Here is an 18,756-nt window from a genome sequence, read left to right as displayed (position 1 = left end):
ATGGATCTTGCCGCGAAGGTTGTCTGACAACCTTCGCGGCAAGATCCGCGTTAAAGCGAAACGCCTCTCTTCCACGGAATGAAATCGTCCTGGTTGAGTTGTTCTGCCTTAGTATGGACTTCACCACTGGCGGTTTTGATCACATATTCAAGGATCTCTTCGCCCATACCGGCAATGCTTTGTTCTCCGCTGATGATGGTACCGGTATTGATATCGATGATATCTTTCATACGGGTAGCCAGTTTGGTATTAGTGGCCAGTTTTACCACGGGGGCAATGGGATTGCCGGTAGGTGTGCCAAGTCCTGTAGTAAACAACACTATATTAGCGCCGGAACCAACTTCCGCAGAAGTGGATTCCACATCATTGCCTGGTGTGCAAAGCAGGTTCAATCCAGGTTTAGTTACATATTCTGTATAATCCAATACATCGGTTACAGGGGAAGTACCTCCTTTCTTTGCCGCTCCGGCAGATTTGATGGCATCTGTAATAAGGCCATCCTTGATATTTCCGGGAGATGGATTCATATAAAAGCCGGAACCAACAGACTGGGCCTGGTTTTCATAAGCACGCATAATGCGGATGAATTTATCGGATATTTCTTCCGTCTGACAACGGTTGATCAGTTCCTGTTCCACTCCGCACAGTTCAGGGAATTCAGAAAGAATGGATGTACCACCCAGTGCAACCAGCAGGTCTGAAGTATGACCTACCGCGGGGTTAGCCGAGATGCCGGAAAACCCGTCGGATCCGCCGCATTCCAGTCCTATTACCAGTTTGGAAAGAGGACTTGGTTTACGCGTCTGTTTGTTAGCCTCCACCAACGCAAGGAAGGTATCCTTGATAGCGGCAGACAACATTGCAAATTCCGAGGCACTTTTCTGCTGTTCGTATACCAGTACCGGCTTGTTGAAGGCCGGGTTTAACTTTTTGAGTGATTCCTGGAGAATTGATACCTGCGCATGCTGGCATCCCAGGCTAAGAATGGTGGCGCCTGCCACATTGGAGTGATGGATATAGCCGGCCAGGAGGGCACATAAGGCATCTGAATCCTGGCGGGTACCACCGCAACCTCCTTCGTGAGTAAGGAACTTTATACCATCAATATTTGGGAAAACCACATTTCGTTTGCCCGTTTCCGTTAGTTCGCCTGCTTCATAATTTTTAATGGCTTCCAGGTCGCCGCTCCTGTAAAGAGCTACCAGGTCTGTTACCTGTTCGTTATATACTTCTGCAGGAGAGAAACCCAATCCCTTTTCGAAAGCGGTTTTAATCACCCCTACATTCCTGTTCTCACAAAAAACCAATGGAATTACCAGCCAGTAATTACGGGTGCCTACCTGTCCATCGGCCCGGTGGTAACCCATAAAAGTGCGGTTTTTCCATTTACTCACATCAGGGGCCTGCCATTCCAGTGAACTGTCTTTTTCGTGAAATGCGTTGGCATCATGTATCACATTTTCAGTGGTAATGGATTCCCCCTTTGCAATATTCTTGCTGGCTTTTCCAACCAGTACACCATACATTGTGATGGGATCCCCCTCCAGGATATCGTTGATCAGGAATTTATGTTTAGCAGAAATATTTTGTTGCAGTTGAATGTTATGTCCGTTAAATGAGATATCGGTTCCTACCGGTATATCCTGTAAGGCTACCAGCACATTATCGTCAGGATGAATTTGTAAATAAGCGTTCATAGCAGCTAAAGTAGTAAATAACTGCTCCGGCTGGTGATAGTAAAATGTTAATCCTTGATAAGATTTTGACTATTTGATTATATGGCTGTAACACTTTGTGGGTGCCGGTCAGGAAAGAATTAGAAATTGTTAATCCGCTATCAGTTGGGTTGGGCTCCCGGTATGCAAAAAATATGTTTTGATGTAATATTATGCAAACGTTTGTAATTACAGCATATTTTGATATTTTTAAGTATGACAGCGGGTTTCAGGCGGCAGGGCCGATGATCCCTTTGCAAAAACGGGCACATTTGTCGGAACCGGCCAACGGTAGTAAGCAGCTTTAGAAGGTTTCAGCCGGGAACAGTATTTGGCCGGATACTCCAGGGAAGAGCAATTGAGTATTAATATTTTATCATTCTGACAATTATTCCGTAGTGCCTTCAGCCATCTCTTATTAGATCCTGTTATTCATCTTATAAAAAAATAAATGTCAATGCACGTTAAAAAACTGATCTGTACCTTATTGCTTTTTTCAGGTATATCCATCAATCCCAAAGCCCAGGATGCCGGTAAAGGAAGGAACTATCTATATGAGGAATACAGGAAAAAAGGGAGTGATGCTGCTTTTAAAGACATTACGCAATGGAGGGAAGAGCGATACAGGTCTGTTACAGAAAAAATTGCAGCACTGCCTGTAGCCAGCAAAGCTTTGTTGCTGAAAGAGGCAGATAAGGCATTGTCATTTAGCTGGCCATCGTTACCGGCTACTTTATACCTGCAATACCGTGATAACGGCAACCGTGTAAATTTTGAAAATGCGCAGTTTGAGCGCCGCAAAGTTTTGGCTGCATTAGTAGCGGGTGAGCTGGTGGACGGCAAAGGAAAATATATCCCGCAGATAGTAAATGGCCTGTGGTTGATACTGGAAGAAAGCACCTGGGTGTTACCGGCTCATATAGGCGCACAGAAAGCGGGCAGTGGGTTGCCCGATCCCACTGAACCGGTGGTGGATCTGTTTGCCGGCGAAACTGCTGCCACGCTTAGCTGGGCCCGGTTTTTACTGCATGATCAGCTGGATAAATTTTCGCCGGTAGTAAATAAGCGGATCAACTTTGAGTTGCAGCACCGCATCATAGCGCCCTTCCTGGAACGAACCGATTTCTGGTGGATGGGATGGGCCGGCCGTTCTGTGAATAACTGGAATATCTGGATCAATACCAATGTATTGCAGACAGCTTTACTGAGTATAAATGAAACGGATATACGAAATAAGGTAATTGAGAAAACAATACGCAGTGCGGATAACTTCGTGAATGGCTACCCTGATGATGGTGGTTGCGACGAAGGCCCTACCTACTGGGGACATGCCGGCGGGAAACTTATCGAGTTTATTGACCTGTTGAGCAGTGCTTCAAAACATCAGCTTGACTGGAGCCACAACGAATTGATTCATCGTATTGGCGCCTATATTTACAAAATGCATGTAGATAGCAGCCGGTTTGTGAATTTTGCAGATGCCTCTGCCAGTACTATCCCGCCGGCGCATACAGTTTATTTGTACGGAGCGGCCTTCCATGATCCATTACTTACCAATTTTGCCGCTTATTTGTCGCGGTTGGAAAACCCAGACAGTAACCGGGTTAAAACACCTTCCCTGGCTTTCTTTGTGTACAATATAGAATACCGTAGTGCATTGCTGCAGGCCAAAGCAGCGGCGCCCTATACTGCTGAAAACTGGCTTCCCGATCTGCAGGTATTGTCCCTGCGTTCATCAGCCGGTGAAGCAAAGGGTTTGTTCTTCGCAGCACAGGGTGGTCATAATGCAGAAAGCCATAATCATAACGATGTGGGGAACTTTGTGCTTTATATGGATGGTAAGCCTGCTCTTATTGATGTTGGTGTGGGCACTTATACCAAACAAACTTTTAGCGCCGACCGCTACAGGTTGTGGTTTATGCAGTCGCAATGGCATAATTGTCCTACTATAAATGGTATTCAGCAACGCGATGGCCGGCAGTTCGAGGCCACTGCTGTGCAGTATGCCAATAATAAGCTGAGTATGGATATTGCCGCTGCGTACCCTGCAGAGGCACAGGTGCAGTCGTGGAAACGTACCTTTACATTCAATCCTGCAAAAACTTCCCTGCAATTATCTGAAGCATACCAGCTTAAAGAATGGAAGGAGCCTTTCCTGTTGCATTTCATGACCTGCCTGCCTGCCGATACCAGTGCACCGGGGCAGATACTGTTAAAAGGCAGTACCGCTAACCTTTTACTTACTTATGATCCGGCCTTGTTTGAAGTGATAGTGGAAAAGCAGGAGGTGAAAGACGGCCGGTTATCACCGGTGTGGGGTGATCATGTTACACGCATCAGCCTGAAATCACGCGGCAAAGCACTGACCGGTAAGCATTCCGTTGGATTTACCATGAGCCATAACCCAAGGTGACAGCTTTTGATGGATGGTTTTACTGGTAGAGCAGGGTTGTTCTGGTTGCCGCTTCTTTTGCCCTGGCTCATGTGTTTGATCAGCGGCGCCATAAAAGACTTTTTAAATAAATACTTGATTTTTGCAAACGTTTGCATTATTTTAGAGCTTTCGCCCGAAACCGTTATGCTGAAAGGGCTGTATCCAGCTATGTTATCAATAACCTGAAAATATTAAAACACAATATGAGTACCACGTTCGAATCAAGATATGCCAGCAGTCCGGCTGAAGTAAAGCAAATGGACACCACTCAGCTCAGGCAGGCATTTTTAATAGAAAAAATTTTTGACGCAGATCATATTGCATGGACGCATACGCATTACGACCGTTACCTTACAGGTGGTGCAATGCCCGTGAAAGGCCCGGTGGCACTGGAAACAATTGATCTGCTGAAAGCTGCTTATTTCCTGGAGAGGAGAGAACTGGGAATGATCAACGTAGGTGGTGATGGAATAGTGGAAGTAGATGGAGAGAAATTTGAGCTGGCGTACAAAGAAGCGTTATACATCGGCAAAGGAAAACAACAGGTGATCTTCTCCAGTAAAGATCCGCAAACACCCGCTAAGTTTTACCTGAACTCCACACCTGCGCATCATAGCTATCCAACCCGTAAAGTGTCCAGGAAAGATGCGGAAGTAGTAACACTTGGCGCATTGGAAACTTCCAATCACCGTACCATCAACAAACTGCTGGTGAACAGTGTACTGGAAACATGCCAGCTACAGATGGGTATGACAGAGCTGCAACCGGGCAGCGTATGGAATACGATGCCCGCGCATACGCACGACAGGAGAATGGAAGTATACTTTTATTTTGAAGTGCCGGAAGGGCAGTCTGTATGCCACTTTATGGGGCAGCCGCAGGAAAGCCGTCATATATGGATGCAGAATGAACAGGCGGTGATATCCCCGCCCTGGTCTATCCACTCCGGTGCAGGCACCAGCAATTATACTTTTATATGGGGTATGGCCGGTGAGAATCTCGACTATGGTGACATGGATCACTGTAAGATCACTGAACTACGTTAATGAACTGATAATAGCTGCTATCATGATGATGAAAAAAATTATCGCAGGAAGCTTGCTGGGCTTGTCTTTCCTGCAAGCCGGGCTGCCGGTATATGCAACAGGGCCGGTTACCGGCCGGCATACCGTGGTTGCCGCCGATGCTTTCACTGCGGCTGCAGTGAGAGCACAAATGGAAAAAGTTGCTTCCTGGCAATGGCATCATATTACAGCCAATGGCTGGAATCATGCGCCCACCGATTGGACCAACGGCGCCATGTACGCCGGTATGATGTCGCTGGCACAGGTAACTTCCAACCCTTTCTTTATTGACCGCCTTGTGCAGGTAGGGAAAGATAACGACTGGAATACAGGACCAGACCGTTTCTTCGCAGATGAATACTGCGTAGGACAGCTGTATTCACAATTGAGCAGTGTGTACAAAGATCCGGTAATGACAGAGAAGTTCCGTAAGCTGGCAGACAGTATTGTAGCGGCGCCGCATACCGAATCGCTCGAATGGAAAGATGGTATACATCACCGGGAATGGGCCTGGTGTGATGCATTATTCATGGGCCCTCCGGCATTGGCTTATTTAAGCACTGCTACCGGCGATCCCCGCTACCTGGAAACAGCAGACAAGTTATGGTGGAAAACCACCGATTATCTGTACAACAAGAAGGACAGTCTTTATTACCGTGATGGAAGTTACATCGGCAAAAAAGAAAAGAATGGTACCAATGTGTACTGGAGCCGGGGAAACGGCTGGGTGATGGGCGGCCTGGTACGTATGCTGGATAATATGCCGGCCGGTTATGCCGGCAAGGCACGTTTTCAGGATCTGTATAAGCAAATGGCTTACCGCATCGCGGCACTGCAAACAGCAGATGGCACCTGGCATGCCAGCTTACTGGACCCGGACAGTTATCCGGCAAAGGAAACAAGTGGCACCGGTTTTTACGTATATGCGTTGATGTGGGGTATGAACAATGGCCTGCTTCCTGAAAAGGAATTTTTACCGGTGATACAAAAAGGATGGGAAGCGCTTACCGGTTGCGTACAACCAAACGGTAAACTGGGCTTTGTACAGGAAATAGGCGCTGCGCCAGGAAAAGCCACTGCCGGTGATACAGAAGTATACGGCGTAGGTGCGTTCCTGTTAGCTGGCTCTGAGCTCATCAAATATGATCTCAGGAAAAATGCTGCAGCCCACCTGGTCATCTCTAATAACACTGGTATCAACAGGATAGAAGAAGTAACAGAAATTCCCTACGCTGATTTCAGTGCAAAGCTGTCCAAACAAACGCTGAAGGGGTTTAAAGTAACAGATGTATTAAGCGGGCAGGAAATCCCTTACCAGTTAGTTTATGAAGGCGGTAAATTTGTAAAGCAGATATTATTACAGGTAACCGTACCGGCAGCCGCCAGTTTATATGCGGCAGTGGCAGAAGGAACTCCTTCGCCTGTAAAAGCAAAAGCCTATGGTCGTTATGTGCCGGAGCGTAAAGATGATTATGCATGGGAAAATGACCGCATGGCTTATCGTATGTATGGTAAAGCGCTTGAACAGGTGCCGAAGGAAATGGCCTATGGCATTGATGTTTGGGCCAAACGCACTACCGATATGGTCATTGACACCTGGTATAAACTGGATAACTATCACCACGACAACGGGCAGGGACTGGATTATTACAGCGTAGGCTTAACGCTGGGAGCCGGTGATACCGCGCCATACGGAAAGGATACCATCTATTTCCCCAAAAATTACCGCCATTCCAAAACTCTTGATAACGGACCGTTGCGTACCACTTTTTCCCTTACTTATGATACCTGGCAGGCAGGCAATACTGCCGTTACCGTTACCAAAACCATTTCCCTGGATGCAGGTTCCCAGCTTAACAAAATGCAGGTACAGTATAGTTTCAAAGGGAGCAGTATTCCTGTGTTAACAGGTATTGTAAAACGCAAGGAAGCTGGTACAGTGCTGCTGGATGAGAAAACCGGCGTGATGGGTTACTGGGAGCCGGTGCATGGAGAAGACGGTACACTGGGCGTAGGCTGTGTTTTTGCCCGTGAAATGCCCGGGATGAAAACTGACCAGGTACATTTGCTGAGCCCTGGAACAGCGGAAAACGGGCAGCCATACGAATACTATTTCGGAGCGGCATGGAATAAAGGGGGGAGGATCACTTCAGCCAAAGAATGGTTCCACTACCTGGAAACATTTGCGCAAAAGATTAAACAACCTTTACAGGTAAAAATTCAATAACTTTTCAGCAGGCTGGTGAATGGCCTGCTGAAAAATACCTATCTCATTTATCATGGATTTATTTCAGTTAAAAGGAAAAACTGCGCTGGTTACCGGCTGCAAACGTGGTATAGGAAAGGCAATGGCGGTGGCGCTGGCTTCCGCAGGCGCTGATATTATAGGGGTTTCTGCCTCCCTGGAGCTGAACGGCAGCGAAGTGGAAAAGGAAGTAACGGCACTGGGCCGCAGTTTTAAAGCCTATCAGTGCAACTTTTCCGACCGTACCAGTCTCTATGCCTTTATCAGGCAACTGGAGCAGGATGTGCCGGTAATAGATATCCTCGTTAACAATGCAGGGACAATTCTCCGGAAGCCCGCGGCAGAGCACCCGGACGAGTACTGGGACGAGGTAATTAACATCAATCTGAACGCCCAATTTATCCTGACCCGTGAAATCGGGAAGGGAATGATTGTCCGTGGAAACGGAAAAGTTATCTTTACAGCATCTTTGCTCACCTTCCAGGGAGGAATTAATGTACCAGGGTATGCCGCCAGCAAAGGCGCTGTAGGATCGCTGGTAAAAGCATTTGCCAATGAATGGGCTTCAAAAGGGGTGAATGTGAATGCCATTGCCCCGGGATATATTGCTACGGATAATACCGCGGCCCTGAGGGCGGACCAGCAACGCAGCAGCTCCATACTGGACCGTATTCCTGCAGGCCGATGGGGTGAACCGGAAGATTTTGCAGGACCTGTAATATTTCTCGCCTCAAAAGCGGCGGATTATGTGCATGGTACTATCCTTACAGTGGATGGTGGCTGGATGGGAAGATAAAGAACATTTACAGCTAATAGTCTCTATACATGAGCAAACGTACTGAAAAAACGATTGTAGATATTGCAGAAGAACTGAAGCTCTCAGTATCTACCGTATCCCGTGCCCTGAATGATAATCCTAACATCAGCGCACGTACGAAAGACAAGGTGAAGAAGATGGCCCGTAAATTAGGCTATCGTCCCAATGCGCTGGCTGCCGGTTTGCGTAACAATAAAAGCAAAACCATCGGGCTCATTGTGCCGCGTATCTCTATGTTCTTTCCAGCTGCAATCAGTACTATTATTCAAAACAAACTGCAGGAACATGGTTATAACCTTATCATCTGCCAGTCGAACGATTCATATGAACAGGAAGTAGCGTTGGTAAACACGCTGTATTCTGCACGGGTCGACGGCCTGGTTGTATCCACCACTTTGTATACTACCGATTTTTCCCATTTTGATGTATTCAAGGATAACAAAATACCATTGATATTTTTTGACAGGGTGCCCAAAGATTATAATGTAAAAGTAATTAAGGGAGATGACTACGTAGGAGGTTACACCGCAACTACTCACCTGATAGAAAAAGGATGCAAGGATATAGTTCACATATCGGGCCCGCTTAGCTGTAATCTTTATGTGGAAAGGGTAGCGGGCTATAAGAATGCCTTGCAGGAATTCAAATTACCATTCAAAAAAACACGGGTGTTCTACCATGAGCTTACCCGCGACAATGCCTGGCAAACCTGCGAGAAAATATTCTCGCAACCACCGTTTCCCGATGGCATATTTGCCTCCAATGATACTACTGCCATTACCATTATGCAGTATTGTCGTAAGATCAATGTAAGGGTGCCGGAAGATCTGAAAATAGTGGGTTATTCCAACGATCCGCGCACCGAAATAGTTACGCCGTCTGTTACCAGCATCGACCAGTACCCGGCCATGATGGGCGAGCGCGTGGTAGCTGCCCTGATGGAACTGATCAATACTGCACCATCCAATACGCCACGTTATTCACAGGAAATAATACCTATTCAACTGATAGCCCGCGAGTCTTCTGCCGGTACAGCAAAGCGCGGCGGAAAAAAGAAATGATCATACTATAATCACGTTATTATGAGAAAGAACCTGCTCTTTACGGTACTGTTGTTACCCGCTTTCTTCATGCAATCGTATGCACAAGCGGGAAAAGCAGATAAGGCTTTACTTGCCAAAGCAGATGCCACCCTGCAATTTGCCGCCCGGCAATATAAGCTGATGATGACCCACGTACCCGATACCGTATTACCACGCAGCACCAGCAAAGATGGCAGCCTGATGACATCCAACTCCAGCTGGTGGACATCTGGTTTTTATCCCGGCACCAACTGGTATCTTTTTGAGTATACAAAAGACCCGGCCTTTAAGAACGAAGCGCTTAAGAGAATGGCCTTAGTAAAAAAAGAACAGTATAATACAAATACACATGACCTTGGATTTATGATGTACTGTCCTTTCGGAAATGCGCTGCGCATTACGAAAGACACTGCCTGCAAAGCTATTTTGCTTACCAGCGCGCGGTCATTATCCACCCGCTTTAATCCAACGGTAGGGTGTATAAAATCCTGGGATCATGGCACCTGGAAGTTCCCTGTGATCATTGATAACATGATGAACCTGGAACTGCTCAACTGGGCCACCCGGGAAAGCGGTGATAAAAGGTTTGCAGATATAGCACGCACACATGCCAACACTACCATGAAGCATCATTTCCGCCCGGATCACAGCTCTTATCATGTGGTAGACTATGATCCTGTCACCGGCGCCGTAAATGAGCGTAAAACGCACCAGGGGCTGGCAGACAGCTCTGCCTGGGCCCGTGGACAGGCATGGGGATTATATGGTTATACACTTATGTACCGCGATACGAAAGATAAAGCTTACCTGGAACAGGCACGTCATATTGCCGACTTTATACTGAATAATCCGCATATGCCGGCCGACCTGGTGCCATACTGGGATTACGACGCACCGGATATTCCAAATGCCCTGCGTGATGTATCGGCCGCTTCTGTGGCTGCATCTGCCCTGCTTGAACTGAGCCGCTATACAAACAAGGCGGATGGCAAACGTTACTGGAACGCAGCAGAGAAAATGCTGACAAGTCTTTGCAGCCCTGCTTACCTGGCAAAGGAAGGGGAGAATAATGACTTTATATTGATGCATAGCGTAGGCCATCTGCCTGCTAAATCCGAAGTGGATGTACCGCTTACCTATGCTGATTACTATTTTGTTGAAGCATTGCTGCGGTATAAACAATGGGCGAAATAATACGGTAAATTTTTTTGCATGGACAGACGTTTTTTTATCAAAGCTATTCCCATGGCGGGCATAGCCAGTTCCATAGGTTCGGGGAAAGGAGTTCTGACAGCAGTGGCCGCGGATAAACCGTTGCCGGGCGACAGGGCATATAATGTGGATCTGATGCTCCGTATATGCAGCCCCGTTATAGAGCAGCTTAGCAGGGGAAAACTGAAGGCCACTATGCCTACCGAAGTGGCACCCGGGTACTCAAAACCGGTGGAGAAAGTAACCTACCTGGAGGCGTTTGGCAGAACCCTTGCGGGGATTGCTCCCTGGCTTGAGCTGGGAGACGATAATACACCTGAAGCCGGCAAACGTATGGCCATGCTGGAAATGACCCGTAAGGCAGTTGAAATGGCAGTAGATCCTGCATCGCCTGACTATATGAACTTTACCGGTAAGTTTGATGCACAGCCGTTGGTAGACGGCGCGTTCCTTGCACATGGATTATTGCGTGCACCCAAACAGGTATGGAGCCGGTTACCGGCAAAAACGCAGCAGCAGGTGATTGACGGATTGATCAGCCTGCGCAGCATTAAAGCATTTACAAATAACTGGGTATTATTCTCCGCCATCATTGAAGCGATGTTGCTGAAGTTTGGCGCCAACTGGGACCGCAAGCCAATAGACCTCGCCGTGCAGAAGATCATGGAGTGGTATAAAGGCGACAGCATGTATGGGGATGGCGCACATTTTCATTACGACTATTACAACTCTTTTGTGATCCAACCTATGCTGGTGGATGTGCTCAAGGTGATGGCTGAAAAAGAAGAAAGCAGTAAAGCAAACTATGAACTGGCATTGAAACGTATGCAACGTTATGCCGCTATCCTGGAAAGACAAATATCCCCCGAGGGCACTTTCCCTGTTGTAGGCCGCTCTATGCCCTACCGCAATGCAGCATTTCAGGCATTGGCACAAATTGCACTGGAGGAAAAGCTACCGGAAGAGCTTTCGCCGGCCCAGGTAAGATGCGCACTAACGGCAGTGAATAAACGAATATTCGAGGCGCCTGGTACCTTCGATAAAAAGGGATGGCTGCAGATAGGCTTTTGCGGGCATCAGCCGGACATTGCGGATATCTATACCTCTACAGGCAGCCTGTACCTGTGCAGCACCGGCTTCCTGGCATTGGGATTACCGCCTGCGAATCCATTCTGGTCGGATCCCGCGCAACCATGGACAGCCGTAAAGGTATACAGTGGTGCTGCGGTAAAAAAAGATCATGCTATTGACTACTGATGTAACATTGTTTAAGATGCCGGTTCAGCAATAATGCGGATGTCTGTAGCGCAGGAATTGCTACCTCCTGCCGGGCGATGGCGGAAATAGCCGGACTGGTTTTTCTCCGTCGGGTGTCAGCCATTTTTCATACACCAGCCGCACCGGTTCATAATTTTCCGATACCAGGAACTGTTGCATACGGTGGTTGTTGGATAACGTATACCTTACTATCCTGCGTACACCCATCTCTACGTATATCCGTTCCAGTTTGTCATTCATCATCCTGTAGATGCCCTGCCTGCGGAATTCACTGGCCACATAACCATCGGAAACATACAACGTATGGCCGGTGTAATCTTCAATCCGGCTTTCATCTGCTTCTTCCAGGTAGGCAAAAATAAAACCCGCCGGCGTAGCATCTGCATAGGCCAGCAGGCAGGTGCCGTTGCAGGTTTCCTGCATTTCCATCACGTGCTGCATATAGTCGACAGCGATGTTATCCCAGTTTGCTGTTTTGAGGAAAAATGCTTTTTCCGAAAGATGCAGCTGTTTCATCATGGCATTGATGAGATCGTAGTGCTCCCTGATCTGTATAGATGTAATAGTGATCATTTCGTATAGCTGAAAACGTTAGTCTGGTTTAACCGGGCTACCTGTCCAGCTGGTACCCGGTTGTAAGTTTTCTCCTTTCATCAGCAGCGATAGTGGCGCAATGTTTACATCATCTCCCACTTCACTGTCGTACAGGATGATAGACCTGGCGCCAATGCTGCTCCTGCGGCCTATTTTAATAGGTCCAATCTTCATTACCCTGTCTTCAAACAGGTGTGTTTGCGGACCGCTATCTTCATTCAGCACACTGTCTGTACCTATTTCCACCATATCAAATTCGGTGATGTCTGCGGTGTTCAGTAGTACGCGGCGACCTGTTTTTACGCCCAGTAAGCGAAGCAGTACGGGTAGCCATGGAGTGCCCTTCAGGTATTCCAGCAGGAAGGGGATAGAAAGCGCTTCGTAGGTAGAAGTGATAGCTTCACTGCGCCATACCTTGGAAGTCCACATAGGGCTTTGTAAAGCCTTGTATTTGCCGGTAAGTATCCACTTAAGCAATACGGTAAAGAGGAATGCAGGCAGCCCCAGGAAAAAGAGATAATAGAAAGGGAACTGCAGCAGGATCATCCACCAGGATTCATCTGTTACCAGGTCATGCGCATAGGCGATGAAGAGGATACTGCAACAGATCACCACTGTTTCAGGAATAAGGATACGGATAAACTCCACAGTAGCCCTTGCCAGTTTACGTTGCGGAGAAGGATGGGTAGTTAGTTCCGGTGGAAAGAAATGACTTTCCTGGCGCCGTGGCAGCGCAATAGCCGGCGAACCAAACCAGTCGCGCGCGGTGCTTGCAGCCAGTTGTTCCTTGGAGGGGGGTGTGGACAACACGCCTATCAGCATATTTTCCGGCAGTTCATATCCCTGTGGTATCAACGCGCTGTTGCCTACAAAACTTGTATTATGGATAATCGTTTTTTCCAGTATCAGTTTTTGTCCGCGTACATCTGATTCACCGAGTGTTACTGCGTCGGCAATAAAGGCGCCATCACCAATTTCCAGTAAAGGATGGGTAACGCTGCTGGCGGTAGATACTTCTGTGTTACGGCCGATTTTAGCTCCCAGCGCGCGGAACAGGGAAGAAATATACACCGTGGCAAAAATGGGATGTATCACGATCAGAGATAGAGACATGAGCTGATCGGCGAACCACTTACGAGCATAGAATGCACTGTAAACCGGGTAAGTGCCTGGCTTTATTCCCCATTGCAGTAAACGGGTGAGCAGCACGGTTTGCGCGGTGAATAGTATAATATAGCTCAGCGCCAGCGCCGGTGTGATCACCATGTAATTAAAATTGTAATCCGGCGCCGCGTTATCCATCTGGTTCAGTGTGATGATGGTAGGCAGTAACGGGAGTAACACCGTGAATGGGAATACCAGCAGGAACATGGAAAAGATAACACTGTATTTTCTGCGGGTTGCATTGGATACCGGTAATGGTTGCGGTAAGTCGCTGACATTTTTGGTTACTTTTAATACAGCCGGACTGCCTTGCCATACTTCACCGGATTTTACTGTACTGTTGGCAGGCAAAAAGCTAAGGTCCTGTAATTCGCTCCAGTCTTCCATTACAGTGCTGCCGCCAATGACCGCGCTGCTGCCTATATAGGCGTGATCACCCAGGTGCACTGTACGCAGTTTTAACAGGCCGTCTTCGATAAAAGCATTATTAATCACGGCCTGTGAACTGATGCTCACATCACTGCCAATGGTAACAAGATCTTCAGCGCCGATCGTCACCGCACCAAGTTGCGCATCCGGCGCTATTTTCACGCCAAGCATCCGCAGGTAAGCGGGGTATAGCGGTGTACCATTAAGAAACTGGGATGGCATCAACCGCTGGATTGTTTTTACCAGCCACCAGCGGAAGTAATAAGTACCCCATAATGGATAATCACCTGCTTTCATTTTTCCTATCACCAGCCATTTGGTACTGATAATAAGAATAGAGAAAAGAGGTGGTAGCAGGCAAAACATCACGAGCGCAGTAATAATAGCATATCCTAAATGACTGGTATCCTGTTCTACATAATAGTATCCCAGGTAAGGCAGGAATATCTGCATCGCAAATAATCCAAAAATCACCAGTACAGCAATGGTTTGGGCTATCCAGCAGCTGAGGTGGCGCCACCAGGGTATTTTATTAAATACACGTGGTGGTTTCTGATCTGCCTGTGGTTGTGCAGCCCATACGTTTACCAGTTCCTGTAAGGGGCGGTGTATATAAATATCTTTGAGAGATGCATTAGGCACATTGGCCTCGCGGCGCAATCGTGATACAAAAGCGGCTGCCAGTAAGGAGTGTCCGCCGAGGTCTGTAAAAAAATCCTGTTGAAGATCGATGGCCCGGTCAGGAAATATTTTCGATAGTATAGCGGTGATCCTTTCCGCTACAGGTGCATCCGGATCGATAGCTTCGTGGGTGGTTATTTCTGCGAAGGCTGCCGGCAGGGGCAGGGCTTTGCGGTTTATTTTTCCGCTGGGAAGGCGGGGCATATCTTCCAATGCTACAATGGTGCCCGGCACCATATAGGGCGGTAATACTTTGGCGAGTGCGGTGCGGAGGGCCTGTTCATCAAAAGGGGCATTATCTTCTTTCAAGATATAACCCACCAGCTGATCCTGGTCGTTGCTGTCTTTTTTTACAGCCACTGCTGCTGCCGCGATACCGGCAATGGTATGGAGCTGGTTTTCAATTTCTCCCAGTTCGATCCTGTATCCCCGTAATTTGATCTGGTCGTCCAGCCGGCCCTGGAAATCGATACTGCCATCGGGTAAAATGATAGCGGCGTCGCCGGTGCGATACAGGCGGTCGCCGGGCAGTTCAGTCATACTGGCTGGTTTATCCACAAACTTCTCATGTGTAAGCTCGGGTCTGTCGATATAACCTGCGCCTACACCGGGGCCGGAGATCACCAGTTCTCCACGTTCTCCCAGTGGGAGGATATCCAGCTTCTCGTCTACAACCGCCATGTTGTAATTAGGCAACGGCTGGCCGATGGTAATATAATCCCCGGGTTTGAGCGCAGCGAAAGTAGCGCTTACAGTGGTTTCCGTAGGGCCGTAACTGTTATAGAAGCGGCGTGGAGGAATGGCCCACCTGGATAATACCTGGGGGGTACATGCTTCTCCGCCGGCATTGATGAGGCGTAGCGAAGGAATATTATCGTCCATGATGGCAAGTAAACTTGGAACAGCATGCAATATGGTGATATTTTCCCGGCGCAATACATCGCCCAGTTCATCGATAGCCTTGGCCGTAGTTGCATCGGCCACCCAGAGGGTAGCGCCGGCAAAATAGCTAAGCCAGGTTTCTTCGCACCACATATCGAACGATACGGAGAAGCCCTGGTATACTTTATCAGTAGTGCGGATGTTTAATACGGTTTGTTCCGCCCTGATCAGATGGCAGATCTGCCGGTGGCTGATCGGGATGCCTTTAGGCTTACCGGTGCTGCCGGAAGTATACAGTACATAGGCGAAATTTTCCGGCTGCGGACCAGCGCTGAGGGAAAACACCTCGGAATGATCCGGTACCGGAGGTACGGTTAATATTTCGGCGTTCAGCTGCAGGGGCACTTCGCTGAAACAGGCCGCAGCCTTTACTTCAGTAAGCACTCCTTCCACTCTTTCCGCGGGCATTTCCCGGTCGAGCGGTACATAGGCAGCACCTGCCTTTATAATGCCAAGTATAGCAGCATGCAGCTCCAGGCTGCGTGGCCACCATATGCCCACCACGCTTCCAGGGCCTATTCCTTTTGATTGAAGATAGGCGGCAATAGCGTCACTCCAGTGATCCAGCTGTTGGTATGTAAGTGTTTGCTGCCGGAATACCAGTGCGGTGTGTTGGGCGTGTTCCTGCACGGTTTGGGAAAAGATATCCGCCAGTGTTTCATGATGAAGCAGCTCTGGCTGTTGGGGCCCTTTAACTATACTGTAAACATTCATAAGTTCGCGTTCCCGTAGGTTTGGTATTGCAAAGTTAGGGGGAAGAATCGGAGCACAGCCTTATAATAGGCTTAAAAATAATAGGTTCTTTGGGGAAAAAAGCGTATAATTTGTTAAGGTATTTTTAAGGTTACATCTTCAGACAGCTAAACTTTAAATATCATTCATGCAAAAAAGGCGGATTACCTTTGCAGGTATGCTTCTATTTTATCCAATACACCTTTCCAGTAATCGTTCATTTTAATTCTTTCTTCCTCATTTTTCAGCCATTCGTGATGAAAGGCGATAACAGTTTTTTCCCTGGCCGGAATCACCCTTATTTGCAGGGTAGACGCATCTGTATCGGGAGCCTGCTGCCATTTTATCCTGATCACTTTCCCGGTAGTAACGGAGGTAACCCTGATAGTGATACCTGAGCTGGTGGTATAGGTATCGCTTTTTTCGAAGGGAAGGCCAGCGTTACTGTCCAGCCAGTATCCGAGAACGGGTTGGGTAAACAACGTTTCCCAGGCATCTGCCGGAGCGATGGTAAAAGTGCGTCGGATGCCGGTTTCCCAGCCCTGGGAGTTAGTGAGGCCAACAAGTTTCTTTCCGGAGGTCATTGTTTTTCCGGAAAGATAAGAAAACCCACGGATATTGGTATATGTAAAGGATTGATGCTGAATATTGATATAGCTTTTATTCCTCCCGTGGAACAAACGCAAAAATTTATATATGGAAATGCGAAATAATTTTTTATTTTTAAGGTAACCTATTAAGCACTACTGAGCATCTGCGAGAGGATGTGTTTATAGCAACCAAAATCTGAAAAACGGAATTATCACAAGCGATATACTAACTTGATTAACATCTAAACCAGGCGCTGATCTTTCGTGAGAAACTAATGCGCATGCCTGCAGGCATGTGATGACGCTTATACAATAGTGATATTTTTGACTTTCTGATAAATTTTTTTTCCTCGTCTAACCGGCAGGCACTATTTAGTGCTGGTCCTTTTTTTCATAAGCAAAAACGGGGCTGTCCTACACAAGCGGGCAGCCCTTTGTTTTGATTGCTATTGAATGTTGGTAAGAAGAGGAAAGGGGAAGATGATTATATTTTTCATCCGTCTTTATTCTCTTTTTTTGCAGCTTCCCAGCCGATGATCGCGCTTTTGCGTGTGCTTCCCCAGTGGTATTGGCCGGTATCGCCGCTGGCTTTAATAACACGGTGACAGGGGATCAGGAATGCCACCGGGTTTTGGGCTACCGCGGTGCCTACTGCCCGGGATGCGTTCGGATGCTTAATGGTTGTTGCCAGATGCGAATAAGTAGTCAGGTTCCCCACCGGGATTTTCAGAAGCGCTTCCCATACTTTCAGCTGAAAATCGGTTCCCCTCAGGTGCAGTTTAATTTCAGACAGCCGGCTCCAGTCCTGTGTAAAAATATACAGGGTATTTTGCTGGATAAGATCTACCATCTGGGTAAACCGGGCATGGGGAAATTGGGCGGTCAGATCCTCAAAGGCCTGCTGCTGGTTGTCTGCAAAGGCCATGTGGCAAATACCTTTGGAAGTAGAAGCCACTATGATATCGCCAAAGGGGCTTTCTGCAAAACTATAATTAATGTGCAGTGCTTTACCGCCGTTTTTGTATTCGCCCGGTGTCATGCTTTCTATATTGATGAACAGGTCATGCAGGCGCCCGGTACCTGAAAGCCCCGCTTCAAAGGCTGCATCGAAAACGGTCACCTTTTCCTCCCTCAGTATTGTTTTTGCATAATCCAGTGTGAGATATTGAAGGAACTTTTTAGGAGTTACTCCTGCCCACTCTGCAAACACCCGCTGAAAATGAAACGGGCTCATATGTACGGCTGCGGCAATTTCCTGGAGATCAGGCTGTGTTTTGAAATGCGCTTTTATATAGTCTATTGCCGAGGCAATGGTGTTGTAATGATTCATGGCTTCAATGTTTTTTAAACAAAGGTAGCTTCGTGAATATCGGCAAAAAACCCGGTTATTGCGGATTAAATACTGCGGCAGGTACTTTTTTGAGGGATCCGCGACTGTTATGCCGTATTGCTGTACAGGCAAATTGAACCGCTGCAGGTAGACGGGTACCTGCAGCGGGCAGGGGATTGATGAACAGAAATATCCCGGCCCTGAATTGCCGCCGCTCCGGAAGCTGTATCCGGCAGGTACCGGTGATGCCTATACGTTAACAGGATAGGATGAGTAGAAAAAATTCATTTGTGAATTAAATATATAAGATGCTGATAGCTAGTATCGGCGGATGCTTAACCTATTTCTGAAAGAATGAACCGGCAGTAATTTTTTTTACTGCGATGAAAATTGGAATTTCTTTTTTATTTTTAAGCTACCAGTAATACTGGCAACCTTATGATGTAA

The 18,756-nt window shown here is 47.5% G+C and carries 12 protein-coding genes; 7 read left to right on the top strand and 5 right to left on the bottom strand.

The window, feature by feature from the left end; genetic code table 11:
- Positions 1 to 50: 50 nt before the first annotated feature.
- The gene (locus FN124_RS04805) at positions 51 to 1,697 is read right to left on the bottom strand and encodes a UxaA family hydrolase (RefSeq protein ID WP_142683630.1); all 1,647 of its coding nucleotides are present in this window, start codon (positions 1,695 to 1,697) and stop codon (positions 51 to 53) included.
- Between the two features lie 475 nt (positions 1,698 to 2,172).
- On the opposite strand from FN124_RS04805, the gene FN124_RS04800 reads away from it, so the two are divergent.
- From FN124_RS04800 to FN124_RS04770, 7 genes are all read left to right on the top strand, one after another.
- On the top strand, positions 2,173 to 4,128 hold the full coding sequence (locus FN124_RS04800) for a heparinase II/III domain-containing protein (protein WP_185937091.1): 1,956 nt from the start codon (positions 2,173 to 2,175) through the stop codon (positions 4,126 to 4,128).
- Between the two features lie 224 nt (positions 4,129 to 4,352).
- A complete protein-coding gene (gene kduI / locus FN124_RS04795) occupies positions 4,353 to 5,195 on the top strand; it encodes a 5-dehydro-4-deoxy-D-glucuronate isomerase (RefSeq protein ID WP_142683628.1) in 843 nt (280 codons plus the stop codon).
- Positions 5,155 to 7,440, top strand: a complete 2,286-nt coding sequence (locus FN124_RS04790) for a BT3233 family polysaccharide utilization protein (protein ID WP_142683627.1) — start codon at positions 5,155 to 5,157, stop codon at positions 7,438 to 7,440. The genes kduI and FN124_RS04790 overlap by 41 nt, the downstream gene beginning before the upstream one ends.
- 52 nt (positions 7,441 to 7,492) lie before the next feature.
- Positions 7,493 to 8,254, top strand: coding sequence for an SDR family oxidoreductase (locus tag FN124_RS04785; RefSeq protein WP_142683626.1), 762 nt, complete (start codon positions 7,493 to 7,495; stop codon positions 8,252 to 8,254).
- A gap of 29 nt (positions 8,255 to 8,283) precedes the next feature.
- Positions 8,284 to 9,336 (top strand): LacI family DNA-binding transcriptional regulator, encoded by a 1,053-nt coding sequence (locus FN124_RS04780; protein ID WP_142683625.1) that lies wholly within the window; start codon positions 8,284 to 8,286, stop codon positions 9,334 to 9,336.
- 21 nt (positions 9,337 to 9,357) lie between these two features.
- Entirely contained in the window at positions 9,358 to 10,551 is a 1,194-nt protein-coding gene (locus tag FN124_RS04775) for a glycoside hydrolase family 88 protein (RefSeq protein WP_142683624.1), read from the top strand.
- A gap of 18 nt (positions 10,552 to 10,569) precedes the next feature.
- A complete protein-coding gene (locus FN124_RS04770; protein ID WP_142683623.1) occupies positions 10,570 to 11,826 on the top strand; it encodes a DUF2264 domain-containing protein in 1,257 nt (418 codons plus the stop codon).
- Between the two features lie 60 nt (positions 11,827 to 11,886).
- Here the strand turns inward: FN124_RS04770 and FN124_RS04765 are convergent, their stop codons facing one another.
- The 4 genes from FN124_RS04765 to FN124_RS04750 all read right to left on the bottom strand — a co-directional run bounded on the left by FN124_RS04765 (position 11,887) and on the right by FN124_RS04750 (position 18,309).
- The gene (locus FN124_RS04765; protein WP_142683622.1) at positions 11,887 to 12,420 is read right to left on the bottom strand and encodes a GNAT family N-acetyltransferase; all 534 of its coding nucleotides are present in this window, start codon (positions 12,418 to 12,420) and stop codon (positions 11,887 to 11,889) included.
- Positions 12,421 to 12,438: 18 nt separating this feature from the next.
- Positions 12,439 to 16,371: a Pls/PosA family non-ribosomal peptide synthetase gene (locus FN124_RS04760; protein WP_142683621.1), complete on the bottom strand. Its 3,933-nt coding sequence runs from the start codon at positions 16,369 to 16,371 to the stop codon at positions 12,439 to 12,441.
- 182 nt (positions 16,372 to 16,553) lie between these two features.
- Positions 16,554 to 17,069: an SRPBCC domain-containing protein gene (locus FN124_RS04755; RefSeq protein ID WP_142683620.1), complete on the bottom strand. Its 516-nt coding sequence runs from the start codon at positions 17,067 to 17,069 to the stop codon at positions 16,554 to 16,556.
- A 403-nt stretch (positions 17,070 to 17,472) separates the two neighbouring features.
- Positions 17,473 to 18,309: a bifunctional transcriptional activator/DNA repair enzyme AdaA gene (locus FN124_RS04750; RefSeq protein ID WP_142683619.1), complete on the bottom strand. Its 837-nt coding sequence runs from the start codon at positions 18,307 to 18,309 to the stop codon at positions 17,473 to 17,475.
- Between the last annotated feature and the right edge of the window lie 447 nt (positions 18,310 to 18,756).

The sequence above is a fragment of the Chitinophaga polysaccharea genome (assembly GCF_902150045.1).
Taxonomy (GTDB): domain Bacteria; phylum Bacteroidota; class Bacteroidia; order Chitinophagales; family Chitinophagaceae; genus Chitinophaga; species Chitinophaga polysaccharea_A.
The sequence above is the reverse complement of the archived record's forward strand: the minus strand, read 5'-3'. Positions and strand labels throughout refer to the sequence as shown.